We start from the raw sequence: 26,854 nt of genomic DNA on the forward strand, positions 1-26,854 counted from the left end.
CGCGGTGGCTCTCTCCTGGACACGTGTCGGCACGTGGATCGTCGCCTTCCTCGTAGGACTCGTCTACGGCGTGGCAGGAACGATCGCCCACGGCTTCACGCTCGCAGGTCTCCCGGTGGGCCTCGCTCTCGGGATCGTCGGATGCGGCGCGCTCGTCGTCGCCGTGCGCCTCCTGACGTCTGATCGGTGGGCGGCCCTCGCGACGGGACTCGGCATGGTGCTGGCGACTCTCGTGTTCTCGGGGCGCGGCCCGGGCGGATCGGTCGTCGTCCCCGACACCGGGCTGGGAATCGTCTGGACGCTCGCGATCCCGCTGCTCGTGGGCCTCGTCGTGGCGTGGCCGTCTCTTTCGCCCGTGCGAGCGCAACGCGACGGCGCGCTTCGCGGAGAGGACGCCGCCGAGGCGAACTAGACTTGTCGACGTGACATACGTGATCGCCCTTCCCTGCGTGGATGTCAAAGACCGCGCCTGCATCGACGAGTGCCCGGTCGACTGCATCTACGAAGGCGAGCGCAGCCTCTACATCCATCCCGACGAATGCGTGGACTGCGGAGCCTGCGAACCCGTCTGCCCTGTTGAGGCGATCTACTACGAAGATGATCTGCCGGAAGAGTGGCAGGACTACTACAAGGCGAACGTCGAGTTCTTCGACGACATCGGATCTCCCGGCGGCGCGGCCAAGGTCGGCGTCATCCACAAGGACCACCCGGTCATCGCCGTCCTCCCGCCCCAGGAACACTGATCGTGGGGGTCTCCGACCTCGCCGACTACCCCTGGGACGCCGTCGCGCCCTACGCGGAGCGTGCTGCTCGGCATCCTGACGGCGTCGTCGACCTTTCGATCGGGTCTCCCGTCGATGCGACGCCCTCCGTTGTGGCAGCGGCCCTGGCGGATGCGACCGACGCGCACGCGTATCCGCAGACGATGGGAACCCCCGCGCTGCGCGCCGCCATCACGGACTGGTACGCCCGCCGGCGGGGCGTCCCCGGGCTGAGTCCTGAGAACGTCCTCCCCACGGTCGGTTCGAAAGAGCTCGTCGCGCTCCTTCCGCTCCTCATGGGGCTCGGCGGCGGTGACGTCGTCGTGCACCCGAAGGCCGCCTATCCGACGTACGAGGTCGGCGCTCGACTCGTGGGTGCGACTGCCGTGGCATCCGACGATCCCGCAGAGTGGCCGGACGGCACACGTCTCGTCTGGATCAACTCTCCGGGGAATCCCGACGGGCGGGTGTGGGATGTCGAGGCGCTCCGACGACGCGTCGATCGCGCGCGCGAGCTCGGTGCCGTGCTCGCGTCGGACGAGTGCTACGCAGAACTCGGCTGGGACGCTCCGTGGGACGGGGAGCCGATTCCGTCGGTCCTCGATCCGCGGGTGACAGGCGGCGACCTCCGCGGGCTTCTCTCGGTCTACTCGCTCAGCAAGCAGTCCAACCTGGCGGGCTACCGCGCCGCCTTCCTCGCGGGCGAGGCCGACATCGTGGCGCGCCTGCTGACAGCGCGCAAGCACCTGGGGCTCATGCTCCCCGCGCCCGTCCAGCGCGCGATGACCGCGGCTCTCGGCGATGATCTTCACGTCCGAGCGCAGAAGGAGCGCTACCGGGCTCGCCGCGCGCGCCTGAAGCCCGCGCTGGAGGCGGCAGGCTTCCGAATCGATCGCAGCGAAGCGGGGCTCTATCTGTGGGCTACGGAGGGGCGTGATGCGTGGGAGAGTCTCGGACGTCTCGCCGATCTCGGCATTCTCGCCGGTCCTGGTCACTTCTACGGTGAGCATTATCCACAGCACGTCCGCCTGTCACTGACGGCGAGCGACGAGCGCATCGACGCGGCCGCGCGACGTCTGTCGGCGGCCGAGGACCCGGCGGGAACTCCGAGCGCGGTCTCGTCCGTGTGAGATTCCCTCCATCGGATTCGGCTGAGCTTTGGTGGTGTCCGACGGTGTGGTCCTGGCCCGATAGGCTGTATTCAGGCGGTCGCTCTGCACCCGGAGCTCCGCGCCGGACCCCGCGACGTCTGCGGTGGGTATCCGGACGACACCCCCGCACGACCACAGAATCGCGAGGAGGCGGCGTGAGCGACGCAAACCCCCAGCAGGAGAAGGCCACCCTCACGGTCGGAGACCGGACGGCGGAGCTGCCGGTTCTCCGGGGCACGGACGGCCTCCCGAGCATCGATGTCTCGACCCTCACGCGGCAGACGGGCCACACCGCGCTCGACTATGGTTTCGTGAACACGGCGGCCACGAAGTCCGAGATCACCTATATCGACGGCGACCAGGGCATCCTTCGCTACCGCGGATACCCGATCGAGCAGCTGGCTCAGAACAGCACGTACCTCGAGGTCGCGTGGCTGCTCATCTACGGCGAGCTTCCGAGCGCCGACGAGCTGGCCGCGTTCGACGACCGGATCCGTCACCACACTCTGCTCCACGAAGACCTCAAGCGATTCTTCTCGGCGCTGCCCCACACAGCGCACCCGATGTCGGTCCTGTCGTCGGCGGTGTCGGCTCTCTCGACGTATTACGAGCGCGAATCGGATCCCCACAACCCCGAGCATGTCGAGCTCAACACGATCCGGATGCTCGCGAAGATGCCCGTCATCGCGGCGTACGCGCACAAGAAGAGCATCGGCCAGGCCTTCCTCTATCCCGACAACTCGCTGAGCTTCGTCGACAACTTCCTCAAGCTCAACTTCGGCGTCCTGAGCGAGATCTACGAGGTCAATCCCGTCATGTCGCGTGCGCTCGAGCGCCTGCTCATCCTCCACGAGGACCACGAGCAGAATGCATCGACCTCGACCGTGCGCCTCGTTGGATCGACGGGAGCCAACCAGTTCTCCTCGATTTCGGCCGGCATCAACGCGCTCTATGGTCCGCTGCACGGCGGTGCGAACGAAGCGGTCCTCGACATGCTCGCCCGCATTCGCGATTCCGGCGAGAGCGTTCAGCGTTTCGTCGAGCGGGTGAAGAACAAAGAGGACGGCGTCAAGCTCATGGGCTTCGGACACCGGGTCTACAAGAACTACGACCCGCGCGCCAAGCTCGTGAAGGAATCCGCCGATGAGGTGCTGCGTGAGCTGGGAGTGCACGATCCGCTCCTCGACCTCGCGAAGGAACTCGAAGACATCGCGCTGAACGACGACTACTTCAAGGAGCGTCGGCTCTACCCGAACGTCGACTTCTACACCGGCGTCATCTACAAGGCGATGGGCTTCCCGACGCGCATGTTCACGGTGCTCTTCGCGATCGGCCGTCTGCCGGGCTGGCTCGCGCAGTGGCGCGAGGCGATCAACGATCCGCAGACCAAGATCGGCCGGCCCCAGCAGCTCTACGTAGGGGCGCCGGAGCGTCAGTACCCCGGACTCGGCTGAGCGATTCCTAGAGCGTCGCCGCGTAGTCGGGGACGATCTTGCTGTCGTCGTGCGGCGGCCGCTCGTAGCCACGGGACTCCGGACGTGGTGGGATCTCGATCTCGGGTCGTTCAATGACCTCGTACGGGATCTGCGACAGCAGATGGGCGATCATGTTGATCCGTCCGCGGCGCTTGTCCTCGTTGTCGACTTCGAACCAGGGCGCTTCCGGAATATCGGTGTGGACGAACATCGTGTCCTTCGCGCGAGAGTAGTCCTCCCACTTCGTGATGGAGAGCACATCGTTGGGGCTGAGCTTCCAGCGCCGCATCGGGTCGTCGTTCCGTGAACGGAAGCGCTTCTCCTGCTCGACGTCCGAGACGCTGAACCAGTACTTGAGCAACAGGATGCCCTCCTCGACGAGCATCCGCTCGAAGATGGGTGCCTGGTGCAGGAACCGGTGGTATTGCGCGTTCGTGCAGTAGCCCATGACATGCTCGACGCCGGCACGGTTGTACCAGGACCGGTCCATCAGGACGATCTCCCCAGCGGCGGGAAGATGCGCGACGTAGCGCTGGAAGTACCACTCGGACCGTTCGCGCTCCGTCGGCGTGGGGAGGGCCACCACACGCGTCACGCGGGGATTGAGATACTCCGAGACGCGCTTGATCGTGGAGCCCTTGCCCGCGGCATCCCGCCCCTCGAAGAGCACGATGATGCGTGCACCGCTCGCCTGCACCCACGCCTGCATATCGACGAGCTGCGCTTGCAGCCGGCGGAGTTCGGTTTCGTAGGTGTTCTTCGCCAGACGGTGCGTCATGCGCAGAGCCTACGCGTGGAGGGCCTCGTTCAGCGTGACGCCGACTCCCGCGCGGCGGGTCGCCTCGACGGCACCCGTGAGCGAATTGCGACGGAAGAGGATGCCGTCGTGGCCGGAGAGCTCCGCACCCTTGACGGTTGCGCGCGAGCCGTCGGGCCGAGGCGCCTCGTCGACGAGCACGATCTTCGTGCCGGCGGTCACGTAGAGGCCGGCTTCGACGATGCAGTCGTCGCCGAGCGAGATGCCGATGCCCGCGTTCGCCCCGAGGAGCGTTCGTGCGCCGATCGACACCTTGTGCGTTCCGCCGCCCGACAGCGTGCCCATGATCGATGCGCCGCCGCCGATGTCGCTGCCGTCGCCGACGACGACGCCCTGCGAGACGCGGCCTTCCACCATGGAAGCACCGAGCGTTCCCGCGTTGAAGTTGACGAATCCCTCGTGCATGACGGTCGTCCCCGGCGACAGGTACGCACCCAGGCGTACGCGCGACGCATCGGCGATGCGGACACCCGGGGGAGTGACGTAGTCGAGGAGACGCGGAAACTTGTCGAGCCCCTGCACCTGGATGCCGTCGCGCTGGAGGAGGGGGCGGAGTCGCGTGAGATCGTCGGGATGCACGGGCCCCGCATTCGTCCACGCGACGTTCGGAAGATGCCCGAAGATGCCGTCGAGGTTCACGTCGTTGGGCTTCACGAGGCGGTGGGACAGTGCGTGCAGGCGCAGGTACGCATCGCTCGTCGAGACGGGCGGTGCCGCGAGCTCGATCTCGATCGCGACGACGTCGGACGAAACGCCACGGCGCTCGTCGCGGACGGCGAGGCGGTCGAGATCCGCGGGCGCGATGGCGGGGTCGAACCCGAGCGGAATCCGACCGTGTGCGGGAGACGGATACCACGTGTCCAGCACCGTGCCGTTGTCCGCCGTCGTCGCAAGGCCTGCGCCCCAGATCCACCCGTCGTCGCTCATGGCTTCCACGCTAGCGGGATTCGCGGCGTCGTTAGACTCGGAGGATGCCGGCGCTCGACCTCACCGCGACTTCGATCGATCTCACGCGCGCGATCTGCGACATCCCCAGCGTCTCCGATGACGAGACGGTGCTCGCGGATGCCATCCACGAGGCGGTACTCGCCCTCCCGCACCTCGAGGTCTACCGCGACGGCGACACGATCGTCGCGCGGACGAACCTCGGGCGCGATCAGCGCGTCGCGATCGCCGGGCACATCGACACCGTCCCTCTCAACGCGAACCTGCCGACGCGCGACATCGAGATCGACGGCGAGCCGTACCTGTGGGGTCGGGGAACGGTCGACATGAAGGCGGGGGTCGCCGTGCAGCTCAAGCTCGCTCACGACCTCGTCACCCCGCGGGCGGACATCACCTGGATGTGGTACGACCACGAGGAGGTCGACGCCGACCTCAATGGGCTCACGCGGCTCGCGGCATCCCGGCCCGATCTCTTCGCTGCGGACTTCGCCATTCTCGGCGAGCCCTCCAATGGTCAGGTCGAGGGCGGATGCAACGGCAACCTCCGCGCGATCGTGCGCACGCGCGGAGTCCGCGCGCACAGCGCGCGCTCGTGGATCGGCGAGAACGCGATCCACAAGGCCGCCCCCGTGCTCGCACGACTGTCGGAGTATCGTCCGCGCGAGATCGAGGTGGAGGGGCTGCTCTACCGCGAAGGACTCAACGCCGTGCGGGTCGGGGGAGGAATCGCCGGCAACGTCATCCCCGACCTCTGCGAGATCGAGGTCAACTACCGATTCGCCCCCAGTCGCGACGCCGATGAGGCCGAACGACACGTGCGTGACGTCTTCGCCGGATTCGACGTCGATGTCGTCGATCTCGCCATCGGCGCGCGCCCGGGGCTCGACGCTCCCCTCGCGCAGGAGTTCGTCGCCGCCGTGGGTGCCGAGCCGCGGCCCAAGTACGGCTGGACGGACGTCGCGCGTTTCTCCGCGATGGGTGTTCCCGCGGTCAACTACGGTCCGGGTGACCCGCACCTCGCGCACCACGACGAAGAGCGTGTGCCGCTCGCGCAGATCATCGAGGTCGAACGCGGACTGCGCGCGTGGCTCAGCTGACGCCGCCGCACGACGACACCGAGCGGGAGGCCCCGGCGACCGCGTGGGCGCGAGCGCCCATCGCGGTGCGCATCGGCCTGCTGTACGTTCTCTCGCGGCTCGTCACGACGGGCTTCTTCTTCATCGCGGCCGAATTCTCGGGCCCCGCTTCGCGCTACGGTCCGGATGCCACCGTCGGCACCTTCGCGATGGGCTGGGACGCGCAGTGGTACTGGATGGTCGCCGTCAACGGCTACCCCAGCGTTCTTCCCCTCACCGAGGCGCGACAGGTCGCCGAGAACCAGTGGGCCTTCATGCCCGTCTACCCGATGCTCGCCCAGGCGCTCGGTCTGCCATTCGGTTCCTGGGCCGTCGGCGCCCTCGTGATCTCCCTCGTCTCGGGATACCTCGCGTGTCTCGCCCTCCATGCCCTCCTCAAGAGTCGAATCGGGGCGAGCGCGGCGATGTGGGCGACGCTCTTCTTCGCCTCGGGTCCGCTTGCCGCCCTCTTCCAGGTCGCCTACGCAGAGACTCTCTTCCTCCTCTGGCTCTTCCTGGCGCTGTGGGCGGTCGAACGGCGGCGGTACGCGTGGTTGTACCTGCTCATTCCGCTCATGGGATACACACGACCCGGCATCCTCGCGTTCGCACTCTTCCTCGCGCTGCACGGCATCCATCGCTGGTTCACGCGGCGACGCGAACCCCTCCCCGTGTCGCACATCCTCCACATCGTCTTCCTCGGTCTGCTCGCTGTCGTGGTCGGCTTCTCATGGCAGGTCTTCGCAGCCTTCGTGACGGGAGACCCGGGAGCGTACCTCGCGACCGAACTCGCGTGGCGGCGCAGCTGGATCGGTGACGCGGAGTCGTCGTTCATTCCGTTCGACGGGTTCATCCACGCCGCGGCGTTCTGGTTCACGACGTGGGGGTTCGGACCTGTCGTCGGCTACGTCGCCCTCGGCATCCTCGTGATCGGACTCGCGGCGCTCCTCGTCTTCGAGCCGCATGTCCGTCGACTCGGCGTCGACATCCGCCTGTGGTCGGCGAGTTACGTCGTGTATCTGCTCCTCGTCTTCTTCCCCCAGTCGAGCATCTTCCGGCTCCTCGTTCCCCTGAGCCCCCTCTTCGGAGCCGCTGCGGTGCCGCGATCTCGCTGGTGGCGCGGCGGATTCCTGGCGCTGTGTCTTCTCGGCCAGTGGTGGTGGATCTACAACATGTATGCGCTTGCAAACACCTATTGGCAGATCCCGTGAGGCCCGTCTCCGTCGACCGAGCAGCCGGTGTGCGGCGGGTTCGGTAAACTCGACGGGCAGACCTCACGAAAAGGAGCCGTTATGGCAGCCATGAAGCCGAGAACCGGAGACGGGCCGATGGAGGCCGTTAAGGAGGGTCGCCTCATCATCGTGCGCGTGCCGCTCGAAGGAGGAGGACGCCTCGTCGTCTCTGTGAACGACGCTGAGGCCAAGGAACTCTACGACGTCCTGGGTGGAGTCGTCGGAGCAGCGTAACGTCACACGCAGAACGACCGGTCTTCGGACCGGTCGTTCTGCGTGACCCGGTCGGTCAGTCGGTGGCGATCGTCGTCAGTTGCAGCAGTCCTTCGCCGACGATCGACAGAGCCCCGATGACGGCGGGAGACGACTGGGTCTCCTGGATGAGGGAGCGGTAGGCGCTCGTGACGGGATCACGGCGCACGGGATCGGCAACCGCGCCGCCCCCCAGAACGCGTGGCACGAGCACGGTTCCGCCTGCGCGGACGAGTCGCAGGCCGTGCTCGACGTATTCGATGACGCCTTCGGGGTCAGCGTCGACCAGCACGATGTCGTAGGAGGCCTCGTTCATACGCGGCAGGACATCGGATGCCCGGCCCGTGATGAATCGTGCGCGCGCGGCGGGGATCTTCGCGTCGCCGAATGCTCGACGCGCGACGCCCAAGTGCTCGGGCTCGTTGTCGATCGTCGTGAGCGTCGCGCGCGGCGACCCGTGGAGGAGCCACAGCCCCGAGACGCCGGCGCCCGTCCCGATCTCGACGATGTTGAGGGCTCGCGAGGCGGCGGCGATGACGGCACACTGCGCGCCGACAGGGGAGCTGACGGGCGCCGCGCCGATCTCGAGCGCGTGCTGGCGAGCGCGAGCGATGTGCTCGGGCTCGATCGTCGCTTCAGCTGCGAATCGTTGATTCGCGTCGTATTCGCCCATCGTGATGCCTCCGTGCACAGCCTACGGCGACGCGTCGCGCGCGACGGCCAGGCGCGGCGGTAACCTGATCTCATGTTCTTCGGCCTCACGATCGAGAAGCTCCTGCTGATCGGTCTCATCGCGGCCTTCGTCATCGGACCCGAGCGGCTGCCACGGTATGCCGAGAACCTCGCGACCTTCACGAAGCGCGCCCGTGATTGGGTATCCAACGCTCGCACGCGGGTCAAGGATGAAATGGGTGATGATTTCAGCGACGTCGACTGGAAGACCCTCGACCCGCGCCAGTACGACCCGCGTCGCATCATCCGCGAGGCTCTCCTCGACGATGCCCCCGTTGCGGCCATCGCCCCGGCGAGCCAGAAGGTCGTCCCACCCCCTCTCACGCCGACTCCGCCCTCGTTCCGCGCGGGCGACGTGCCCCCCTACGACAACGAGGCGACCTAGCGCGGGGACGCGCGTCCGCCGGAACCCGAGCTCCAGCCGCCGAGAAGACCCGAATCGTCGGCTTTCGGCCCGAGATCGGACCGTTCGGGTCTTCTCGGCGGGGGGATGCCGGGCTCCTCAGGCGTTCCGGAAGGGGAGGCTCCTGCCCTGGAGGCCGCGGGGCATGGCCATGAGGGCTGCGGCGAGCTGCGCGATAGAGGTCGCTGCGGGATCGGTGGGGTCCGTGATGACGACAGGGGTACCGGCATCCGATCGCTCGCGCAGCGTCGTGCTGAGGGGGATCGATGCGAGAAGCGGAACCTCCTCGGCCGCCGTCGAGAGTGCGGACGCCACCTGTGCGCCACCGCCCTCGCCGAACAGCGCGAGCCGGGATCCGTCGGGAAGCGTGAGAGCCGCCATGTTCTCCACGACTCCGACGACCCGCTGACCTGTCTGACGGGCCACGAGGCCGCTGCGCACCGCGACATCCGACGCGGCGGACTGCGGTGTCGTGACGACGACGACTTCCGCGTTCGGAAGGAGTTGGCCCACGGAGATCGCGATGTCGCCCGTCCCGGGCGGCATGTCGAGAAGCAGGATGTCGAGGTCACCGAAGTAGACGTCGGTGAGGAACTGCTGCACCGTGCGGTGGAGCATCGGCCCACGCCATGCGACGGCGCCGAGCGGCTCGTCGTCACGACCACGGCGGAGGAACATCCCGATCGAGATGACCTTCACCCCGTGGGCGACGGGAGGAAGCATGAGGTCGTCGATGCGGGTGGGTGCGGGCACCGATCCGTCCGCGCCGACGAGTCCGAGGAGACCCGGGATCGAGAAGCCGTGGACATCGGCATCCACGAGACCCACCGACGCGCCCTGCGCGGCGATGGCCACAGCGAGATTGGCGGTGACGGTCGACTTGCCGACGCCGCCCTTGCCGCTCGTCACGGCGATGACCCGCGTCAGGCTGCCTGGCCCGAACGGCATCGTGCGTGCGGGGCGACCACCGCGCAGGCGTTCAGTCAGGGCCGCGCGCTCGTCGGGGGTCATGACGCCCAGTCGCACCTCGACGGTCTCGACTCCGGGAACGGATGCCGCAGCATCGCGCACTTCCCGTTCGATCCTGTCCGAGGCGGGGCAGCCGACGATTGTCAAAGCCACCCCAACCTGTGCGACGCCGTCGCGCACGTCGATCTCGCGCACCATCTCGAGGTCGGCGAGAGACCGGCGCAGTTCCGGGTCGATCACGGCTCCGACGGCGCTGCGTACGGAGGCGGACACGTCGGATGTCATCGGCGCGGTTCTTCGCCGTCGAGGCGCTCGAGAAGACTCTTCAGCTCGGCGCGCAGCGCGTCGCGCGTCACGACCTCGTTCTGGAAGTCCGAGACCGCCATGCGCAGCGCCACGATCTCGCGGGCGAGGTACTCGGTGTCGGCGAGGTTCCGCTCTGCCCGCTGGCGGTCCTGTTCGATCTGCACGCGGTCCCGGTCGTCCTGGCGGTTCTGCGCGAGGAGGATCAGGGGTGCGGCATACGACGCCTGGAGCGAGAGCATGAGCGTCAGTGCCGTGAAGCCGTTCGCAGCGGAGTCGAACCGCGCGTCGACGGGCGCGAGTGTGTTCCACGCGATCCACGCGACGCAGAAGAGCGTCAACGCGACGAGGAAGAACGGCGTTCCCATGTTGCGTGCGATCCACTCCGTCGCACGCCCGAAGCGGTCGCGCGACGGCTGCGCAGGTCGGGGCGCGAGCATGCCGGAACGACCGCGAGGGGCATCGAGCGCCGGCACGCGGCGCGAGGCGCGGGCCATCACGCGACGCTTCCCGTCGAAGCGGGCGTGCTGTCGTCGTGCGAACGCCAGTCCTCGGGGAGCATGTAGTCGAGCACGTCGTCGATGCTGATGGCGCCGACGAGTCGGCGCGCTTCGTCGACGACGGGCACCGAGACGAGGTCGTAGCTTGCGAGCAGGCGCGCGACTTCGGCCGCCGACACGGTCGCGGAAAGAGGCTCGAGTGAGTCGTCGATGATCGCGCCGAGGCGCTCATGCGGGGGATAGCGCAGCATCCGCTGGAAGTGCACCGTTCCGAGATAGCGTCCGGTCGGCGTCTCGTAGGGCGGGAGGGTGATGAAGACGGCGGCCGCGAGAGCAGGGTGCAACTCGTGGCGGCGGATGAGGGCGAGGGCCTCTGCAACGGTCGCGTCGGCCGACAGGACGATCGGCTCGCTCGTCATGAGCCCACCCGCCGTGTCGGGTCCGTACTGCAGCAGCGCGCGGACGTCCTCAGCCTCTTCGGGCTCCATGAGCTCCAGGAGCTCCTCGGACCGCTGCTCCGGAAGCTGGCCGAGGAGATCCGCGGCGTCGTCGGGTTCCATGGCGTCGAGGATGTCCGCCGCGCGCTCGTCGCCGAGGGCTTCGAGGATATGCACCTGATCGTCTTCCGGCATCTCCTCGAGGGCGTCCGCGAGGCGGTGGTCGGGGAGTTCCTCGGCGACCTCGATGAGCCGCTCGTCCGGGAGATCCAGGAGCGTATTGGCCAGGTCGGCGGGCTTGAGGTCGGAGTAGGTGGCCACGAGCTGCTCAGCGGATTGGGACTGACCGGGAGCAAGGCGCTCGCGCACGTCGCTCCATGCCGCGAACGTCGTCGTCCCCTTGGCGAACGGAGACGCGCTCGTGCGCGGTCGACGCAGGAACAGCTGTCCGACGTCCCAGTCGCCGAGCCGGCTGCGCTCGATCGCGACGTCCTCGATGACGGCGTCGCCGGAGCCGTCGACGAGCGTCACACGGCGCCCGAGCAGTTCCGACATGACGCGAACTTCGCCGCCGCGCTGCTGGAAGCGACGCACGTTGATGAGTCCCGTCGTGATGACCTGACCGGTCGCGATCGACGTGACACGACCGATCGAGACGAAGACATGCCGTCGTCCGGGAATCTCGATGATGAGGCCGATGACGCGCGGAGGATCGTCCTTGCGATAGATCACGACGACGTCTCTGACCTTGCCCAGCCGGTCGCCTGCGGGATCGAAGACGGAGCATCCCGCCAGGCGCGCGACGAAAACCCTCTGCGTGCTCACACCTCCCAGCGTAGACCCGCGTGGGAGGATGGAGAGATGAGCATGATGGGCGGTCGCTTCTCGCAAGGCCCCGACGACGTCGGGCAGACCATCGCCAGCTTTCCCACCTACGACCGTGCTCAGAAGGCCGTTTCCTCGCTCATCGCGGGTGACGTTCCCGCGCGCGACATCGCAATCGTGGGACAGGGTCTGCGGTCCGTCGAGCGCATCACGGGCCGCCTCGGCTACGCCACCGCGGCACGATCCGGCGCGATCAACGGTGTCCTCCTGGGACTCCTCTTCTCGGCGATCCTCGTCATCGGTTCTCCCTCGGTGCCCATTCAGGCCTTTGTCGGCGTCCTCTTCGTAGGGATCGCGGTCGGGATGCTGCTGAGCATCATCACGTACTCGTTCGTGCGTCGTCGTCGCGACTACGCCTCCGTGACGCAGGTCATCGCGGACCACTACGAGGTGTCCGTCGCACCCGCGAGTGCGGCGCGCGCGCGTCAGATCATCGGTGCGCCGCAGACCGTTGCAGCTGCGCCGCCTCCCCAGGCGAGCACGGCGCACGAACCTCCCCGATACGGAGAACGCGTGCCTTCTGACGACGGCCACGCCGCCCAGCATCCGGCTCCCGATGATTCTTCGGCGCGCGATGCGACGCCGACGGCCGGTGACGACGATCACGACCGGGGGACAACTCCGGATCGCGACGAACGCGGCGGGGACCCGTCGAGCGCATGACCGAGTCCGCTGTGCGGATTCCGGTCGCGTTGCCCTCCGGTGTCGTCGAGGTCTCCGGAGCCTACGGCGACATCACCGGCGCGCGCTCCGTCGTCGCCGTTGCGCACGGCGCGGGCGGGACGTTCGCGCAACCCTTCCTCGAAGGACTCGTCTCGGCGCTCGGCGGGCTCGGCCTGGCGACTCTGCGCTTCAACTTCCCGTACTCCGAGGCGGGGCGGCGTCTGCCCGGGCCCGCGGCCCACGCGGTCTCGACATGGAGTGCCGTCGAGGCGTGGATCGCGGGGGAGCGGCCGGGAGTGGACTTCTGGGCCGCCGGCAAGTCCTACGGCGGGCGGATGGCCTCCATGGCGGCCGCGGAAGGCAAGATCTCACCACGAGGACTCGCCTACCTCGGCTACCCGCTCCACCCGCCGGGTGCCCCTGAGAAGCTCCGCGCCGAGCATCTCCCATCCATCGCCGTCCCGCAGCTCTTCGTCGAAGGGACGAACGATCCGTTCGTCCTGCCGCACGAGCAACTGACAGCGGTCGTCGCGGCGTGCCAGGACGCGGAGCTCGTCTGGATCGACGGTGCCGGTCACTCGTTCGACGTGAAGGGTCGCAAGCGCCCCGCTGACGAGGTCGGAGCGGGGCTGGCTCCGATCATCGCGCGCCGCGTCGCCGAGTGCTTGTGAAACGGCTCAGGTGAGCCGCGCGATCCAGGCTTCGACCTCGTCGGCCGTCCGTGGGATGTCGGCCGAGAGGTTGACCGGGCCGTCGGCTGTCATGAGGATGTCGTCCTCGATGCGGACACCGATTCCGCGGAGCTCCTGAGGGACCGTGAGGTCGTCGATCTGGAAGTAGAGTCCCGGTTCGATCGTGAACACCATTCCGGGCTCGAGAGGGGCGTCGTAGTACATCTCGCGTCGCGCCTCGGCGCAGTCGTGTACGTCGATACCCAAGTGGTGGCTCGTCCCGTGGACCATGTAGCGACGGTGCTGACCACCCTGATCCGCATCGAGCGCCTCTTCCGCGGACACGGGAAGGAGTCCCCACTCGGCGACGCGGGCGGCGATGACCTCCATGGCCGCCGCGTGCACTGCGCGGAAGGGGACGCCGGGCCGCGCCGCGGCGAACGCCGCATCCGCAGCTTCGCGCACTGTTTCATAGACGCGGCGCTGGACGTCGGTGAATGTGCCGTTCACGGGGAGCGTGCGGGTGATGTCGGCGGTGTAGAGGCTGTCGACCTCTACTCCGGCGTCGATCAGGATGAGATCGCCGGGAACGACGGCTCCGTCGTTCCGCGTCCAGTGGAGGTAGCAGGCGTGGGGCCCTGATGCGGCGATCGTCTCGTATCCGACGGCGTTCCCGTCGCTGCGGGCACGCTGGTGGAAGACCCCCTCGACGATGCGCTCGCCTCGAGGATGCGCGATCACGCCGGGGAGGTTCGCGACGATGTCGTCGAACCCGCGTGCCGTCACTTCGACGGCGAGCCGCATCTGGGCGATCTCGTACTCGTCCTTCACGAGGCGCAGCTCCGAGACGAAGCGCGTGAGCGCGGGGTCGTGACCGACCGTCAGATCGTCATCGTCGAGCTGCAGATCGTCGAGGTGTGCTGTTGCGAGGCCCAGTTCCGACGCGACGCCTGCGAGCGAGGGACGCGGGCCGATCCAGAACTCGCCGATCGCGGCATCCGAGTAGAACTCGCTCGTCGTGCGGTCGGCGCGCTCGCGGAAGTAGAGAGTCGGCTCGTGGCCCTGGTCCTGCGGCTCCAGGACGAGAACGGCGTCGGGCTCGGCGTCCGAGGCCCAACCGGTGAGGTGAGCAAAGGCGGAGTGCGCGCGGAACGGGTGGTCGGTGTCATTGCTGCGCTGCGCGAGGCCGCCTGCGGGGATCACGAGACGCTGGCCCGGGAAAGCGGCGGAGACGGCGGCACGGCGAGCTGCCGCGAAATCCGCCTGCTCACGTCGCGGCGGATGCGACTCGGGACGATCGGCCCACCCGGTCGAGATGGTGTCGAGGAACCCGCGCCCGAACGGCTGTCGCCGGTTCGTGCTGGTGGTGGCGGGCGTCTCGGACGGCTGGGTCTTGGCATCCGTCGCGGTGTCTCCTGCGCTGCTCATGCAGACCAGTCTCGCACGCGGTACGCGCCGCGTCACCGGTCCGCGACGGGCTCCAGCTGGACGACGAGAGGTCGGTGGTCGCTTCCGGATCCATCGAGCGAGCGGACGACGAGCGAGCCCGTCGCCTGCCAGTGCGGGGAAGTCATCACGTGATCGATCGGTGCGCCGGCAAGGGGAGGGAGAGCTGTCGTCCACGTGCCGATCGCACCGTTGCCGGTCTCGGCCGCCGCATCGTGGCACAGGCCCATCGTGCCGCCGTCCACGCCGAGTCCTGTCATATGGTCGAGGGTCGCGTTGAAGTCTCCCGCCATGATGACGTTCGCGTCGGCGCACTGGTCGGCGAGCCACTGCAGATCGTTCCGCCAGGACTGCATGGCCGACGGTCGGGGCGCGACGGCGTGCGCCGCCACGATGATCGGCCCTTCGCCCGACGTCGGCATCGCGACCGCGCTCGGGACCGTCGACGTGTTGCTCGAGCCGTCGCGCGACGATTCGATGACCGAATAGTCGCCGAGCTCGGGTGCGATCAGGATCGTCGTCGACCCGGCATCCCACACCGTCGAGGGATTGTTGACATGGTGGGCCCACATGGGTCTGCCGAGATCGCGCATGAGGATCGCGACCTGCTCACCGGTCTCGATGGTCGTCTCCGGGAGCGTCACGACATCGGCGCTCATCGCGACCGCCATCTGTGCGATGGCGTCAGGCGGCGTCGCATCCCCGGCGGTGTTCCACGTCATGACCCGGATGGACGTGTCGGTCTGCGCGGGGAGCTCTTCGGTTCCGAGGCCGCGCGAGGTGAGGATGACCACGTTCGCGACCCCTGCAGCCCCCGCGACGACCGCCAGCGCGAGTCCGAGCGCGCGGAGCGGCCGGGCGATCATGAGAAGAAGGGCGACGAAGGCTGCAGCGAAGAAGGCGACAGCGACGAGGCCGCGGAACGACACGATCTGGGCGACGGGGAAGTAGCGATCGACGCGGAAGACGCCGGGAAAGGTCAAGACCGCAGCGGCCGCCGTGCAGAGGACCGCCAGGATGATCCCGAGCACGCGAAGCACGCGCTCGACTCTATGACGACATTCTGGGAGTTCCGTAAGCCGATGCCCCGCTCCACCTCCCGCTACTGTCGAATGCGTGCAGCCGACTCGCCGATTCCAGGGGCCGATCGACCTGCACCTGCACTCGACGCATTCCGACGGTACGGAATCGCCGGCGCAGGTGATGCAGGCCGCCCATCGGTACGGCCTGCGTACAGCGGCGTTGACCGATCACGACACCACCTCCGGCTGGGCTGAGGCCGCGGAGGCCGCCGGATCGCTCGGGATCACCTTCATCCCCGGGATGGAGCTCTCCGCACGGCACGAGTGGCGGAGCGTCCATGTGCTGGCCTACCTCATCGATCCCGATGAGACGGCGCTGCGCACCATGACCGACCGCATCCGCTCATCGCGCCTGGATCGGGCACGACTCATGGCCGAGCGGATCGCGCGTGACTACGACCTGCAGTGGGACGACATCGTCGCGCAGACGACGGAAGGTGCCACGGTCGGTCGTCCGCACATCGCCGATGCACTCGTCGCGCGCGGATTCGTCCGCGATCGCACCGAGGCCTTCTCCGACATCCTGAGCCCGCGCGGCGAGTACTACGTCGCGCTCTTCGCTCCGGACCCTGTCACCGCCGTCGAGGTCGTGACGGCCGCCGGCGGTGTCGCCGTCGTGGCTCACCCCGCCGGTCGTGCCGGAGTCCTGCCGCGCGCGCTCCTCAACGACATGCTCGATGCGGGTCTTGCCGGATTCGAGCTCGGACACCGCGAGAACGTCGAGCCCGGCATCCGGATGCTTCGGCGACTCGTCGATGAGCGCGATCTCATCGTGACGGGATCGAGCGATTACCACGGGCTCGGCAAGCCCAATCTGCCCGGCGAGAACACGACGGCCGACGACATGATGGCGCGCATCATCGATCGCGCAACGGGAAGCGCCCCCGTCTACCCCTGACGGGCGGACGAGGGCGCTCGGTCTCCGACGTCAGCTGAGGGCTTTAGCCTTCAGGCTGTCGTACTCGGCCTGCGTGATCGTGCCGGCGTCGAGAAGCGACTTCGCCTTGGCGATCTCGTCGGCGGGGCTCGTCCCCGCCACGTGCTTGATGTAGTCGTTCTGAGCCCGCTGGAGGTCGCGTGCCTGGGCTGCGCCGCGTTCGGCCATGCCGCCGCCCCGAGCGATGAGGTAGATGAGCGCCGTGATGAACGGGAAGAAGATGAGGAAGAAGATCCAGACCGCCTTCCACCATCCGCTCAGCTTGTGATCGCGGAAGAGGTCGGAAATGATCGCGAACAGCGCGAACAGGTAGGCGACGAAGACGAACGCCCACAGGAACCACCAGATGAGGTCCCAGAACGAACCCCAGAATCCCTGGTATTCGACGGTTTCGAAGAATCGCACGGCTGTGCCTTTCGTAAGGGGGCTGATGGGGCCGAATGGCCCCGTCAGCGCTCACGATAGCGCCTGCCCCGCCCGCGCGTCAGATGCTCCGACACACGCCGAGACGCCGGCACGACGGCCGTGGCCGACGCGTCACGCTCCCTGCGCGGGAGCACCGCCCGTCCGGGGTCCGCGGCGGCGCCGACGACGTCGCGGTGCGGAGTTGCCGTCGTGGTGCTCCGAGCCGCCTCCGTCGTGCGTGCCCGCGCCCTCGGTACCGCGGTCCGCGGCATCGGCCGTGCGAGCGGAACCGTCGGAGGACGCCGCGTGCGACGCTCCCTCGACGAACGTTGCGCCGACGGGCTCGGAAGCCCCACGGCGGCGTCGGCGGCGCGTCGTGCCGGGTGCTGTCGCGCCGGCCTCGGATGCCGCGTCCGACGCGCGTTCGGGCTGTGTGCGTACCGCCTGCGTCTTGGGCGCCGTGCGAATACGACCCTTGGTGCCCGCGGGGATGTCGAGGTCGCTGAAGAGGTGAGGGCTCGACGAGTACGTCTCGGTGGGCTCGGGCTGACCGAAATCGAGCGCCCGATTGATGAGTGCCCACTTGTGAAGGTCGTCCCAGTCGACGAAGGTCACGGCGATGCCGGTCTTTCCCGCGCGACCGGTGCGTCCGACGCGGTGCAGATACGTCTTCTCGTCATCGGGGATCGTGTGGTTGATGACGTGCGTGACATCGTCGACGTCGATGCCGCGAGCGGCGACGTCCGTCGCGATGAGCACATCCTTCTTGCCGGCCTTGAAGCCCGCCATCGATCGCTCGCGCGCCTCTTGGCTCATGTCGCCGTGCACAGCGCCGGCGTTGAAGCCGCGATCGTTCAGCTCGTCGACGAGCTTCTGGGCGGCACGCTTGGTGCGCGTGAAGATGACGCTCTTGCCGCGCCCTTCGGACTGCAGGATGCGGGCGATGATCTCGTCCTTGTCGAGCGAGTGCGCGCGGTAGACGAGGTGACGGATATTCGCCTGGGTGAGCCCCTCATCGGGGTCATTGGCCCTGATGTGGATGGGGTTCGACATGAAGCGGCGTGCGAGGGCGACGATCGGTCCGGGCATCGTGGCGGAGAAGAGCTGCGTGTGGCGCACGGGCGGCACCTTCGAGAAGATCTTCTCGATGTCGGGGAGGAACCCGAGATCGAGCATCTTGTCGGCTTCGTCCAGAACGACCTCGGTCGCTCCCGACAGATCGAGAAGCCGCTGGTTGTTGAGGTCGATGAGTCGCCCGGGCGTGCCGACGACGATCTGCGCGCCGGCCTTGAGCTGATCGATCTGGCCCTCGTACGCCTTGCCGCCGTAGATCGCGACGACGCTCGTCGGGCGACCGCGCGTGAGCATGTCCATGTCTTCGAAGACCTGTACCGCGAGCTCGCGCGTCGGAACGACGATGAGGGCTTGGACGCCCGGTGCCGGGTTGGGGCCCAGACGCTGGACCACGGGGATGCCGAAGCCGAACGTCTTGCCCGTTCCGGTCTTGGCCTGTCCGATGATGTCCTGCCCGGGGAGCCCGAGGGGAATCGTCTGCTCCTGGATGGGGAAGGCGTCTACGATGCCGCGTTCCGCGAGCACATCGACGATGTCCTGGTCGACGCCGAGATCGGCGAAGGTCGTCACGATATGAGCCTGTCTGGCGGTGAGAGGCCGCCGGGGGTGAATGGTCCACGCCCTTCACTCAGCCACAGGCGCGGGGGCCCCGATCCGACGCCGGGACATATCCAGGATAACCGGATGCGTGCGGGCCGTAGTCTTAGAGCGTGGTCAAGTGGTTCTGGCAGCGGTCGAGGCCCGCCTCCGGCGGACTCTCGTTGCGCGCGCGCGGAGATTTCGGCGGGGCGACGCGTGTCGACTTCGAGGAGCTCGCTCCCGATATCGACACCTTCCTCGGCCAGGCCGCCTATCTGCAGCTCGGGTTCTTCGAAACGCTGTCCGAGCTGATCGCCCTCACCCCCGAGTTGGCGCAGAAGGAATCGCTCTCCCGCGCGGCGGGGGCAGCGTTGCGCAAACACGAGGAGCTCGTCGGTGTCATCCGGGAACGCGGCGATGACCCGACTTCCCTCATGCTCCCGTTCCGCGAACCGCTCGATGCTTTCCGCCGCGAGACCCACGGCGTGCGTCCTCACGAGACGATGCTGTCGGTGCACATCACCGCGGGGATGCTGGATGACTTCTACCTCGCACTCGCGGCGAGCTACGGCGAGACGGGTCGGCGCGTCGCGCGCATCCTGAGGGCAGACGACGACCGGCAGGCGATCGTCGACATCATCGGCGCGCGCATCGCGAGCGACGAGCAGTGGCGATCGCTCCTCGCGCTGTGGGGTCGGCGCCTCGTCGGCGACACTCTTCTCATCGCGCGCGCGGCGCTGCGGCCCGGCGAGCTCCGCATCGCCGACGAGGCCAAGGTCGAGCCCGTGTTCACAGAACTCATGGCCGCGCACTCGCGTCGGATGGACGCGATGGGACTCGCTGCCTGATCGGCCAGGACGCCTGGCCGGGCACCGCCCCGGCGGGTCTCAGACGAGCTTGAGGCGAGCGCGTTCGCTCTCGTCGTGCGCGACCCGCGTGCGGGTGAGAACGAGCAGGAGCGGCCACGTGACGACAAGAGGCGCGACGAGTGCCGCGAGCCAGGGCCACGGCGAATCGATGCCGACTCCGGACCACGTCAGGATCGTCCACGCGAGTCCCGCTGCAGCGGCCCCGATGACAGGGCCGAGTACGACACCGCGAGTCGCGCGGCCCGCGACGAGGAAGTGCAGCGCCGTGCCGACGGCGGCGCCGAGGATGAAGCCGAGGAGGATCTGCATCGTGATCAGGCGACGAAGCCGACGCGGCGCGACTCTTCTGTGCCGACCTCGACATAGGCGAGTCCGGACGTGGGCACGATGTAGGCGTTGCCCTTGGCGTCGGTGAACGTGACGTGCGTTGCAGCCGCGTCCAGCGCCGCGGCGACGGACTTCTTGACGTCTGCGGCAGGCTCGTTCGTCTCGAAGGTGAGCTCACGGCCGGTGTTCGCGATGCCGATGCGGATCTCCACGTGTATGACCTCCTGCGTGCCGGAGCCGGTCCCCGGGCGCATGGCAACTCTACGACACGCGCAGGGGGCTCCTCCTCGTCGTCCGCACGCTCTCGGCGAACGCCGCGATGTCGGAGACGCGCGCTAGCGTCGACGTCATGATCTCCGGGGAGGAAGCGATGCTCGACGCGTTCCAGCACGCCGTCGTCGCCGCCGATCCGCAGTGGTCGGCCGTCGTCGTGGGTGCTCCCGGCAGCGGAAAGACGACGACTCTCGCGGCCCGCGTCCGCGCTCTCGTCGACCGGGGGATCGAACCCGACGGCGTCCTCGTGCTGACGCCGTCCCGTCAGACGGCGACGGCACTGCGCGACCGCCTCGCCCTGGCGGTCGGGCGAGCGACGTCGGGGCCGCTCGCCCGCTCCGTCGCATCATTCGCCTTCCAGATCGTCCGCGCCGCCACGGTGGCCCGCGGCGACGACCCGCCGCAGCTCTTGACGGGCGGAGACGAGGACCAGCTCGTCCATGATCTCCTCGACGGAGACGCCGAGGACGAACGGTCCGGCACGTCGCGATGGCCTGAATGGCTGGGCCCCGATGTCCGCGGCAGCGCGGGGTTCCGCACCGAAGTGCGGGCGTTCATCGCGGAGTGCACTGCGCTGGGGGTCGACCCCGTCCGGCTCCGTGCGCTCGGCGAGCGGAGCGATCTTCCGGCCTGGGTCTCGCTCGCGTCGTTCCTGCGCGAATATCACGCTGTCCGCGCCGCCATGCGGGGATCCCATCGCGATGCGGCGGGGCTCGTGCGGGAGGCGGGGATGATCCTGCGCACCGCGCCGCCCGGCATCGAGGCCATCGACCGCCTCGTCGCGATCCTGGTCGATGACGCGCAGGAATTGACCCTGGGCGGCGTCGAGCTGCTCGAGGCGGCGCATGCACGGGGCATCCCCGTCATCGCCTTCGGCGATCCGGACGTCGGCTCCGGTGCCTTTCGCGGCGCGACACCCGAGAACTTCGCGCGCCTGTGTGCGGCGCTCGGCGAGACAACGACGCTCGGCGCACCCCACCGCGGCACGGCGTGGCAGACCGACGTCGTACGGCGCGTCGCCGAACGCATCGGCTCGTCCGGCATCGTCGCGCACCGCGCAGCCCCCGTGGGAGTCGAGCCCGATGGCTCTGTCCGCACGTGGATGCTGCGCTCCGCCGCCGAAGAGTACGACGCGATCGCTCGTCTCCTGCGGGAACGCCACGTGCACGACGGCGTCGCATGGGGCCGGTGCGCCGTGATCGCCCACGACACGCGTCAGCTGACCGCGCTGGAGGCGGAGCTGTCCGCACGCGAAGTGCCCGCACGTTCGGCGGGGCCGGGTCGCGCGTGGGGTGCGCATCGGGCCGTTCGGGATCTCGTGCGGCTCATCGACCTCGCGCTGCGCGAGGACTGGTCCTCCGACGACGTGTCGACCGTGCTCCTCGGCGTCTACGGTCGTCTCGATGCGATCGAGCTCAGGCGACTCGTCTCGACCCTCCGGCACGCCGATCTGGCACTCGGCCGCACCACGCCGGGGCAGGATCTGCTGCTCTCGGCCTTCCGGACGCCGCTCGAGTTCGACCTCGTCGACACGCGGGAAGCACGCCGCGCGTCCCGCGTCGCCCAGATCGTCGCGACCCTGCGATCGGAGTTCGACCGGGGGGCGACCGCTCACGATCTCCTGTGGACGGCGTGGGATCGCGCGGGACTCGAACGAGCGTGGGCCGACCTCGCGCGCGGTCACGGTCCTCTCGCCGACCAGGCCAACCGGGATCTCGACGCCGTGGTGGGCGTGTTCCAGGCGGCGAAGCGATTCGTCGAGCGCTCCGTCGAGACGGATCCGCGGGCGTTCGTGCGAAGCGTCCTCGACAGTTCCGTCGCGGAGGATCGACTCGACGCCCCCGCGCACGACGAGAGCGTCCGCGTCCTGACACCCGCTGCCGCACTCGGACTCGAGTTCGACACGGTCGTGATCGCCGGAGTGCAGGAGGGCGTCTGGCCCAACACCCGCCTTCGCGGCAGCCTTCTCGATACGTGGCGGCTCGCGGACGCCGTGAATGGCGACGCGGCGACGCCCGCAGCTGCGCTCGATCGCCGCCGCAGTGCCATGCACGACGAGCTGCGCCTCTTCGCGCGAGCGCTGTCGCGCGCGCGCACGCTCGTCGTCGTGACCGCCGTCGATGACGACGACTCGGGTCCGAGCGTCCTGTTCGAATTCCTGCCGCCGCCCGAGCCGTACTCGGCTGAGCACCCGCTCTCGCTGCGCGGAACGGTAGCCCGCCACCGTCGGACGCTCACGTCATCCGCTTCCGCAGCGGCGGTCGCCCACGCGGCAGGGCAGCTCGCCGTGCTCGCCGACGCTGCCGTCCCCGGAGCCCATCCCCGCGAGTGGTACGGAGTGCCGCCACCCACGACGACCGGCCCGCTCCGCGACCTCGCCCGCGAAGACGTCCGTGTGTCACCGTCGCGCCTGCACGCGCTCGAGGAGTGTCAGCTCGACTGGGTGATCGGCGACCTCGGTGGTGATCCGGGTGGCGCCACGGCGGGACTCGGCACGATCATCCACGCCGCGCTCGAGCACGCGACGGGAACGGATGAAGCGAGCCTGTGGCACGAAGTCGAGACCCGGTGGGGTGATCTGTCGTTCGAGGCGGAGTGGCGCGCTCGCGCGGAACTCACGCGAGCGCGTGACCTCGTCCGGCGGCTGCATCTGTACCTCCGCCGCTTCGAGGATGCCGGTGGTGCGCTCATCGGCGCCGAACCGCACTTCGAAGTCGCGATCCCGCTGGACGACGCCGAGATGTACGAACACGGGGCGATCCTGTCGGGCTACATCGACCGCGTCGAGCTCACGCCAGAGGGAACCGTCGTCATCGTCGACCTCAAGACCGGCAAGCGTGAACCGCAGACCGACGCCAAGGTCGCCGACAACCCGCAACTGGCCGCTTACCAGCTCGCGTACGAGACGGGCGCGATCCCCGCTGTCGAGGGCGCCGATCCCGGAGGGGCGAAGCTCCTCGTGCTGCGACCGACCGCGACGGGAAAGGACTACGTCACTCCGACGCAGGCACCCTTCGACGAAGAGACGCGCGCAGCGTTCCTCGCCCGGGTCCGCACCGCCGTCACCGCCATGCGCGGTACGTCCTTCGCCGCGCCCTATGAAGAGCACTGCCGCGACGAGTTCTCGTACGGTCTGTGCCGCATCCACACCATCGGGGCGGTGAGCGCGTCGTGACGGGCGGGCAGGCCCCCGTGCTGTCGGCGCGGGTCATCTCGGCGGCGCTCGGTCAGTTCCCTCCGACCGACGAGCAGGCCGCCGTCATCGAGGCGCCGCTCACGCCGGCTCTCGTCATCGCGGGAGCAGGGAGCGGGAAGACCGAGACGATGGCGGGCCGTGTCGTCTGGCTCGTTGCCAACCGTCTCGTCGAGCGGGATGAAGTGCTCGGCCTGACCTTTACGCGCAAAGCGGCAGGCGAACTCGCAGAACGCATTCAGCGCCGACTCGGGAGGCTCGCTGAGTTCGAGCGGCGTGGACTTCTCGAACACTTGCCGCGCCTCTACGACGAGGGGCGACTCTCGGTGTTCGCCGACCTCGAGCGGATGACTGAGGGGCCAGGCGCCTTGCGGGCACGAACGTCCGCGATGGACGCGCTCGCACATGACTGTGGAGCGGTGGCCCAGGATGCCGCGGGCGATGCCCTCCTCGACCGCCCCACCGTCGCGACGTACAACAGCTTCGCCGACCAGATCGTGCGGGAACACGCCGTCCGCGTCGGGCGCGACGCCGAGGCAGCGGTCATGTCGGAGTCGGCGGCGTGGCTTCTCATGCGGCGCGTCGTCTTCGCCTCCGACGACCCGCGCCTGGAGACACGCACGGAAGCCGTGAGATCGATCGTCGACGCCGCGTTGCGGATCGCGCGCGATGCTGTCGACAACCTCGTGGGTCTCGACGAGCTGGCGGAGTTCCCCGAACACTTCCGCACGGTGCTCGATCGTCCGTCGGAGCGAAAGGGCACGGTCGTCTACGCCGACGTCGTCGAGGCCGAGTACAAGGTCGGCGCGCTGTCGATGCTCAGCGATCTCGCGCGCACGTACGCGGCGGAGAAGAAGCGGCTCGGCGTGATCGACTTCTCCGACCAGGTCGCCGGCGCCCTCGACGTCGTCGCGAGCCACGACGCTGTGGCCGCCGAGATCCGCGAGCGCTATCGCGTCGTGCTGCTCGACGAGTATCAGGACACGTCGGTCGTGCAGACGGATCTGCTCGCGTCGCTGTTCGCCGGCACCGCGGTCATGGCGGTCGGGGATCCGCACCAGGCCATCTACGGCTGGCGGGGCGCGAGCGCCGGCAATCTCGGGGGATTCGCGAGCGCGTTCTCGGGTGACGCGCACTGCGCGCGCTACTCGCTCATGACGAGTTGGCGCAACAGCGCGCGCGTGCTCGCCGCGGCGAACGCCGTACTGCAACCCCTCGCCGCCGAGGCCGCGGTCGCCGTCGACGAGCTCCAGCCGCGCCCAGGTGCGCCCATGGGCGATGTCCGGCTCGCCTTCGAGAGCGACATCGACGCCGAAGCGGGCCGCGTGGCCGAGTGGTTCGCCGCCGTCCGCTCCGAGCGACGCGCCGTCGGTGCGGCGACGACCGGGGCCATCCTCTTCCGCAGCAAGAAGCACATGGTGCGCTTCGGCGACGCCCTGGCCGCGCGTGGCATCCCGCACCGGATCCTCGGACTCGGCGGACTCCTGTCGACCCCCGAAGTCGTCGACGTCGTCAGTGCGCTCCGTGTCATCAGCGATCCCAGCGCGGGTTCGGCCCTCATCAGGCTCCTCGCCGGGCCGCGCTGGCAGATCGGGCTTCCCGATCTGCGCGAACTCGCCTCACTCGCGAGACGCCTCGCGCGGCACGATGCCGCCCTGCAGCCGTTGTCTCCGGACATCCTCGAGCGTCTGCGCTCGAGTGCGGGATCCGATGACGGCTCGCTCGTCGACGCACTCGACTTCGTACTCCGGCATCGCCCCGATCATGGCTGGCTGGCGGGATTCACTCCGGCCGCACGGGAGAGGCTCCGCGAGGCTGCAGCGGTCTTCGCGGGTCTTCGGCAGGCGGTCGGGATGCCCGTGCCCGACCTCGTGCGGCTGATCGAGCTCGAGCTGCGGCTCGATGTCGAGCTCGCGGCCAACGAGACCAGAGGTCCGGCGCGGATCGCGTCGGCGCAGCTGCGTGCTTTCGTCGACGAGCTTCACGCGTTCCTCGCCGCCGATGAGACCGGCTCGCTGTCGGGTCTTCTCGCGTGGCTCGATCGCGCGGAGCAACTCGACGAGTTCGCGCCGCGGACGGAGCCGCCCGAAGACGACGTCGTCCAGCTGCTCACGATCCACGGTTCGAAAGGGCTCGAGTGGGATGCCGTGGCCGTGGTGCGCCTCGTGAAGGACGAACTGCCGAGTGCGCCGCGCGACACCAAGGGGTGGTTGGGCTTCGGCATCCTTCCGTATTCGTTCCGCGGCGACGCGCGCTGGCTCCCGGAGTTCGCATGGCGGGGTGCGCAGACGCAGCAGGATCTCAAGGCGGCTCTCGAGGGCTTCGTCGCCGCCAACCGCGCACGCCAGCTGGAAGAGGATCGCCGACTCGCGTACGTCGCCGTGACCCGCGCCCGCGATCATCTTCTTCTGACCGGATCACCGTGGTCGGGGGCCAAGCGACCACGCGAGTGCAGCGTGTTCTTCACCGAGATCGCCGACGCCCTCGGAGTGGAGAGACCCGTCGTCGCCGCGGGCGAGAATCCCTACGACGGTGAGAGGCGACTTCTGCATTGGCCTCTCGACCCGCTGGGTGCGCGGCGCAGGCGCGTCGAAGAGGCGGCACGCCTCGTCGCGACCGCGCTGGAATCGCCGCTGCCCGCGCCCGACCACGACGCCGCACTTCTTCTGGCGGAGCGTGAGGCTCGTCGAGCGCCCGCAACACTCGAAGCGCCGACCCGTATCGCGGCATCCCGCTATAAGGACTTCGTCGCCGATCACGAGCGGACGATGGCGCGCATCGCACGCCCCCTTCCCGAGCGCCCCTTCCGGGAGACCCGGCTGGGGACCCTCTTCCACGCGTGGGTCGAGAACCGCTCGGGCCGCACGGGTCTCGGCGGATCGATCGACGATGCCCTCTGGGAGATCGACGACGCGTCGAGCGAGCAGGCCGCGGGGACGGGCGATGCCGTCGCTCTGGCGACCTTGCAGGCGACGTTCCTCGCCTCGGAGTGGGCCGCGCTCCAGCCTCTCGAGGTCGAGACGGAGATCGACTTCACCGAGACGGGGTTCGACGGACGCCCGCACGTCGTCATCTGCAAGCTCGATGCCGTGTATCGCCGCGAGGATCGCGGAGGGCGTATCGAGATCGTCGACTGGAAGACGGGTGCCGCGCCACGCACGCCGCAGGAGAAGACCGACAGGATGCTCCAGCTCGAGCTCTATCGGCGGGCTTATCACGCGAAGCACGGCGTCCCGCTCGAAGAGATCGACGTCGCGTTGTACTACGTGGCCGAGGATCTTGTTCTTCGGGCGTGACCGTCCGTTCGAGCGCTCACCCGGCGAACCACCCGAACCATCGGAAGGACGGGCGGCACCTC

Annotated in this window: 26 protein-coding genes; 14 read left to right on the forward strand and 12 right to left on the reverse strand. The window is 68.6% G+C overall.

Annotated features, from left to right (window positions below; genetic code table 11):
* Positions 1-4 precede the first annotated feature (4 nt).
* The 4 genes from FBY39_RS10915 to FBY39_RS10930 all read left to right on the forward strand — a co-directional run bounded on the left by FBY39_RS10915 (position 5) and on the right by FBY39_RS10930 (position 3,366).
* On the forward strand, positions 5-412 hold the full coding sequence (locus tag FBY39_RS10915; RefSeq protein WP_141932323.1) for a histidinol dehydrogenase: 408 nt from the start codon (positions 5-7) through the stop codon (positions 410-412).
* Positions 413-422: 10 nt separating this feature from the next.
* Positions 423-743, forward strand: coding sequence for a ferredoxin (fdxA, locus tag FBY39_RS10920; RefSeq protein ID WP_141932324.1), 321 nt, complete (start codon positions 423-425; stop codon positions 741-743).
* Positions 744-745: 2 nt separating this feature from the next.
* On the forward strand, positions 746-1,891 hold the full coding sequence (gene dapC, locus FBY39_RS10925) for a succinyldiaminopimelate transaminase (protein WP_141932325.1): 1,146 nt from the start codon (positions 746-748) through the stop codon (positions 1,889-1,891).
* A gap of 176 nt (positions 1,892-2,067) precedes the next feature.
* Complete coding sequence (locus FBY39_RS10930; protein WP_141932326.1) at positions 2,068-3,366, forward strand: citrate synthase; 1,299 nt, start codon at positions 2,068-2,070, stop codon at positions 3,364-3,366.
* A gap of 7 nt (positions 3,367-3,373) precedes the next feature.
* Here FBY39_RS10930 and ppk2 read toward each other — a convergent pair whose 3' ends face one another.
* Together ppk2 and dapD are read right to left on the reverse strand one after the other, a co-directional pair.
* The gene (gene ppk2, locus FBY39_RS10935; protein WP_186336944.1) at positions 3,374-4,165 is read right to left on the reverse strand and encodes a polyphosphate kinase 2; all 792 of its coding nucleotides are present in this window, start codon (positions 4,163-4,165) and stop codon (positions 3,374-3,376) included.
* A 9-nt stretch (positions 4,166-4,174) separates the two neighbouring features.
* Positions 4,175-5,131 carry a 2,3,4,5-tetrahydropyridine-2,6-dicarboxylate N-succinyltransferase gene (dapD, locus tag FBY39_RS10940; protein ID WP_141932327.1) on the reverse strand — a complete coding sequence of 319 codons (957 nt, stop codon included), beginning with the start codon at positions 5,129-5,131 and terminating at the stop codon, positions 4,175-4,177.
* A 44-nt stretch (positions 5,132-5,175) separates the two neighbouring features.
* Here dapD and dapE point away from each other — a divergent pair, with 44 nt between their 5' ends.
* From dapE to FBY39_RS10955, 3 genes are all read left to right on the forward strand, one after another.
* Positions 5,176-6,246 (forward strand): succinyl-diaminopimelate desuccinylase, encoded by a 1,071-nt coding sequence (dapE, locus tag FBY39_RS10945; protein WP_141932328.1) that lies wholly within the window; start codon positions 5,176-5,178, stop codon positions 6,244-6,246.
* Complete coding sequence (locus FBY39_RS10950) at positions 6,234-7,475, forward strand: hypothetical protein (RefSeq protein WP_260837706.1); 1,242 nt, start codon at positions 6,234-6,236, stop codon at positions 7,473-7,475. The genes dapE and FBY39_RS10950 overlap by 13 nt, the downstream gene beginning before the upstream one ends.
* 81 nt (positions 7,476-7,556) lie before the next feature.
* Positions 7,557-7,730, forward strand: coding sequence for a DUF3117 domain-containing protein (locus tag FBY39_RS10955; protein WP_076490128.1), 174 nt, complete (start codon positions 7,557-7,559; stop codon positions 7,728-7,730).
* A 55-nt stretch (positions 7,731-7,785) separates the two neighbouring features.
* On the opposite strand, the gene FBY39_RS10960 is transcribed toward FBY39_RS10955, so the two are convergent.
* Positions 7,786-8,421 (reverse strand): O-methyltransferase, encoded by a 636-nt coding sequence (locus FBY39_RS10960; protein ID WP_141932329.1) that lies wholly within the window; start codon positions 8,419-8,421, stop codon positions 7,786-7,788.
* Positions 8,422-8,493: 72 nt separating this feature from the next.
* On the opposite strand from FBY39_RS10960, the gene FBY39_RS10965 reads away from it, so the two are divergent.
* Entirely contained in the window at positions 8,494-8,865 is a 372-nt protein-coding gene (locus FBY39_RS10965) for a Sec-independent protein translocase TatB (RefSeq protein WP_141932330.1), read from the forward strand.
* A gap of 117 nt (positions 8,866-8,982) precedes the next feature.
* Here FBY39_RS10965 and FBY39_RS10970 read toward each other — a convergent pair whose 3' ends face one another.
* The 3 genes from FBY39_RS10970 to FBY39_RS10980 are packed head-to-tail and all read right to left on the reverse strand — an operon-like array spanning position 8,983 to position 11,917.
* Entirely contained in the window at positions 8,983-10,137 is a 1,155-nt protein-coding gene (locus FBY39_RS10970) for an Mrp/NBP35 family ATP-binding protein (protein ID WP_141932331.1), read from the reverse strand.
* A complete protein-coding gene (locus FBY39_RS10975; protein ID WP_141932332.1) occupies positions 10,134-10,652 on the reverse strand; it encodes a DUF1003 domain-containing protein in 519 nt (172 codons plus the stop codon). The genes FBY39_RS10970 and FBY39_RS10975 overlap by 4 nt, the downstream gene beginning before the upstream one ends.
* Complete coding sequence (locus tag FBY39_RS10980) at positions 10,652-11,917, reverse strand: magnesium transporter MgtE N-terminal domain-containing protein (protein WP_141932333.1); 1,266 nt, start codon at positions 11,915-11,917, stop codon at positions 10,652-10,654. The genes FBY39_RS10975 and FBY39_RS10980 overlap by 1 nt, the downstream gene beginning before the upstream one ends.
* A gap of 36 nt (positions 11,918-11,953) precedes the next feature.
* On the opposite strand from FBY39_RS10980, the gene FBY39_RS10985 reads away from it, so the two are divergent.
* Together FBY39_RS10985 and FBY39_RS10990 are read left to right on the forward strand one after the other, a co-directional pair.
* Positions 11,954-12,640: a general stress protein gene (locus FBY39_RS10985; protein ID WP_260837708.1), complete on the forward strand. Its 687-nt coding sequence runs from the start codon at positions 11,954-11,956 to the stop codon at positions 12,638-12,640.
* A complete protein-coding gene (locus FBY39_RS10990) occupies positions 12,637-13,311 on the forward strand; it encodes an alpha/beta family hydrolase (protein WP_141932334.1) in 675 nt (224 codons plus the stop codon). The genes FBY39_RS10985 and FBY39_RS10990 overlap by 4 nt, the downstream gene beginning before the upstream one ends.
* 6 nt (positions 13,312-13,317) lie before the next feature.
* On the opposite strand, the gene FBY39_RS10995 is transcribed toward FBY39_RS10990, so the two are convergent.
* Complete coding sequence (locus FBY39_RS10995) at positions 13,318-14,739, reverse strand: aminopeptidase P family protein (protein ID WP_141932335.1); 1,422 nt, start codon at positions 14,737-14,739, stop codon at positions 13,318-13,320.
* Positions 14,740-14,771: 32 nt separating this feature from the next.
* A complete protein-coding gene (locus FBY39_RS11000; protein WP_141932336.1) occupies positions 14,772-15,797 on the reverse strand; it encodes an endonuclease/exonuclease/phosphatase family protein in 1,026 nt (341 codons plus the stop codon).
* A 76-nt stretch (positions 15,798-15,873) separates the two neighbouring features.
* Here FBY39_RS11000 and FBY39_RS11005 point away from each other — a divergent pair, with 76 nt between their 5' ends.
* Positions 15,874-16,737 (forward strand): PHP domain-containing protein, encoded by an 864-nt coding sequence (locus FBY39_RS11005; RefSeq protein WP_141932337.1) that lies wholly within the window; start codon positions 15,874-15,876, stop codon positions 16,735-16,737.
* A 30-nt stretch (positions 16,738-16,767) separates the two neighbouring features.
* Here FBY39_RS11005 and FBY39_RS11010 read toward each other — a convergent pair whose 3' ends face one another.
* Together FBY39_RS11010 and FBY39_RS11015 are read right to left on the reverse strand one after the other, a co-directional pair.
* Entirely contained in the window at positions 16,768-17,181 is a 414-nt protein-coding gene (locus FBY39_RS11010; RefSeq protein ID WP_141932338.1) for an SHOCT domain-containing protein, read from the reverse strand.
* Positions 17,182-17,313: 132 nt separating this feature from the next.
* A complete protein-coding gene (locus FBY39_RS11015; RefSeq protein WP_141932339.1) occupies positions 17,314-18,825 on the reverse strand; it encodes a DEAD/DEAH box helicase in 1,512 nt (503 codons plus the stop codon).
* Positions 18,826-18,965: 140 nt separating this feature from the next.
* Here FBY39_RS11015 and FBY39_RS11020 point away from each other — a divergent pair, with 140 nt between their 5' ends.
* Positions 18,966-19,682, forward strand: coding sequence for a ferritin-like fold-containing protein (locus FBY39_RS11020; protein ID WP_141932340.1), 717 nt, complete (start codon positions 18,966-18,968; stop codon positions 19,680-19,682).
* Between the two features lie 39 nt (positions 19,683-19,721).
* Here the strand turns inward: FBY39_RS11020 and FBY39_RS11025 are convergent, their stop codons facing one another.
* Together FBY39_RS11025 and FBY39_RS11030 are read right to left on the reverse strand one after the other, a co-directional pair.
* Positions 19,722-20,012: a hypothetical protein gene (locus FBY39_RS11025; protein WP_141932341.1), complete on the reverse strand. Its 291-nt coding sequence runs from the start codon at positions 20,010-20,012 to the stop codon at positions 19,722-19,724.
* 5 nt (positions 20,013-20,017) lie between these two features.
* Complete coding sequence (locus FBY39_RS11030) at positions 20,018-20,242, reverse strand: DUF3107 domain-containing protein (RefSeq protein ID WP_141932342.1); 225 nt, start codon at positions 20,240-20,242, stop codon at positions 20,018-20,020.
* A gap of 137 nt (positions 20,243-20,379) precedes the next feature.
* Between FBY39_RS11030 and FBY39_RS11035 the strand changes: the two genes are divergently transcribed.
* Positions 20,380-23,478 (forward strand): ATP-dependent helicase, encoded by a 3,099-nt coding sequence (locus FBY39_RS11035; RefSeq protein ID WP_260837714.1) that lies wholly within the window; start codon positions 20,380-20,382, stop codon positions 23,476-23,478.
* A complete protein-coding gene (locus tag FBY39_RS11040; protein ID WP_396652273.1) occupies positions 23,439-26,792 on the forward strand; it encodes an ATP-dependent DNA helicase in 3,354 nt (1,117 codons plus the stop codon). Before FBY39_RS11035 ends, FBY39_RS11040 begins: the two co-directional genes overlap by 40 nt.
* The last annotated feature ends 62 nt before the right edge of the window (positions 26,793-26,854 follow it).

It is taken from the genome of Microbacterium sp. SLBN-146, assembly GCF_006715145.1.
Lineage (GTDB): Bacteria > Actinomycetota > Actinomycetes > Actinomycetales > Microbacteriaceae > Microbacterium.

What these genes read in the sequence shown, in the direction of transcription:
- dapE (WP_141932328.1), top strand. Translation starts at nt 5,176, where the DNA reads ATGCCGGCGCTCGACCTCACCGCGACTTCGATCGATCTCACGCGCGCG.
- dapD (WP_141932327.1), bottom strand. Translation starts at nt 5,131, where the DNA reads ATGAGCGACGACGGGTGGATCTGGGGCGCAGGCCTTGCGACGACGGCG.
- FBY39_RS11035 (WP_260837714.1), top strand. Translation starts at nt 20,380, where the DNA reads ATGATCTCCGGGGAGGAAGCGATGCTCGACGCGTTCCAGCACGCCGTC.
- FBY39_RS10985 (WP_260837708.1), top strand. Translation starts at nt 11,954, where the DNA reads ATGAGCATGATGGGCGGTCGCTTCTCGCAAGGCCCCGACGACGTCGGG.
- FBY39_RS10995 (WP_141932335.1), bottom strand. Translation starts at nt 14,739, where the DNA reads ATGAGCAGCGCAGGAGACACCGCGACGGATGCCAAGACCCAGCCGTCC.
- FBY39_RS10975 (WP_141932332.1), bottom strand. Translation starts at nt 10,652, where the DNA reads ATGGCCCGCGCCTCGCGCCGCGTGCCGGCGCTCGATGCCCCTCGCGGT.
- FBY39_RS11025 (WP_141932341.1), bottom strand. Translation starts at nt 20,012, where the DNA reads ATGCAGATCCTCCTCGGCTTCATCCTCGGCGCCGCCGTCGGCACGGCG.
- FBY39_RS10990 (WP_141932334.1), top strand. Translation starts at nt 12,637, where the DNA reads ATGACCGAGTCCGCTGTGCGGATTCCGGTCGCGTTGCCCTCCGGTGTC.
- ppk2 (WP_186336944.1), bottom strand. Translation starts at nt 4,165, where the DNA reads ATGACGCACCGTCTGGCGAAGAACACCTACGAAACCGAACTCCGCCGG.
- FBY39_RS10955 (WP_076490128.1), top strand. Translation starts at nt 7,557, where the DNA reads ATGGCAGCCATGAAGCCGAGAACCGGAGACGGGCCGATGGAGGCCGTT.
- FBY39_RS10970 (WP_141932331.1), bottom strand. Translation starts at nt 10,137, where the DNA reads ATGACATCCGACGTGTCCGCCTCCGTACGCAGCGCCGTCGGAGCCGTG.
- FBY39_RS10965 (WP_141932330.1), top strand. Translation starts at nt 8,494, where the DNA reads ATGTTCTTCGGCCTCACGATCGAGAAGCTCCTGCTGATCGGTCTCATC.
- FBY39_RS10960 (WP_141932329.1), bottom strand. Translation starts at nt 8,421, where the DNA reads ATGGGCGAATACGACGCGAATCAACGATTCGCAGCTGAAGCGACGATC.